Raw genomic sequence first — 941 nt, 5'->3', positions numbered from 1 at the left:
GCAGGCCGCGGATGCCCTCGCCCAGGTCCCTCGCCTCGGCCTCGGTGCCCCACCGGGACAGGGCCATGGGCGGCAACGGAAGGTTGTCAGAGGAAGTCATGTCGCTCATACTGGAACAGTAAACCTCAATCTGTTCCGTTTTCCACGATCTCCGCACTGACGGGTACCCGACCCCCGGACGATCGCCAAGGGCGCCGCGCGCCAGTCAGGAGCTCCGGTGACCTCGTCCGCCCCGGCACTGTCGACCGACCGCACCGCCGCCACCCGCGACCGCGCGCTCACGGCCGCCCGCGACTCGATCCTCGAGATCGGTGCCACGCGGACCACGATGGTCGAGGTCGCCCGTCGCTCCGGGGTGGGACGGACGACCCTCTACCGCCACTGGCCGGACATCACCGCCCTCTTCGCCGACCTGCTCACCCGCGAGCTCACCGCGGTCGTCGAGCGGGTGGATCCCGCGCTCACCGGCTCGGCTCTGCCCGGCTCAGCACTCCCCGACTCGGCACCCGGCGACGCGGACGAGCTCGTGCGGTTGCTGTGCACGTTCGCGGACGAGGTGCGGACGGACCCGCTGCTGGACGCGTTCCGCAGGCACGAGTCCGAGATGCTCTCCGAGTACGTCTTCCACCGGCTCGGCACCTCGCAGCGCCGGCTCATCGACGTCCTCCGCGGACTGCTCGCGCAGGCGGTGGCGAGCGACCCCAGGCTGGCCGGGCGCGACGCCGACAGGACCGCGACGATGCTCTTCCTCGCCGTCCAGGGGCTGGTCCTGTCGGCCCCACTCGCCGACCCGCCGCTCGACCCGTCCACCTGGCGGACCGAACTGAACCTACTCATCAGGGGGTACCTCGGCCTATGACCGGTCAGAGCGATCGCGTGCACACCACGCCCGTCCACACCGCGCCCGCCCACACCACGCCCGTCCACACCACGCCCGCCCA

General features: G+C 71.5%; 1 protein-coding gene. It reads left to right on the top strand.

Annotated elements, in window-relative coordinates:
* The first annotated feature begins 217 nt into the window (after positions 1–217).
* Positions 218–859 carry a TetR family transcriptional regulator gene (locus G6028_RS17375; RefSeq protein ID WP_182659606.1) on the top strand — a complete coding sequence of 214 codons (642 nt, stop codon included), beginning with the start codon at positions 218–220 and terminating at the stop codon, positions 857–859.
* The last annotated feature ends 82 nt before the right edge of the window (positions 860–941 follow it).

The organism is Dietzia cercidiphylli (assembly GCF_014145145.1).
GTDB lineage: Bacteria > Actinomycetota > Actinomycetes > Mycobacteriales > Mycobacteriaceae > Dietzia > Dietzia natronolimnaea.
This window is presented reverse-complemented; position numbering and strand designations above follow the sequence as displayed.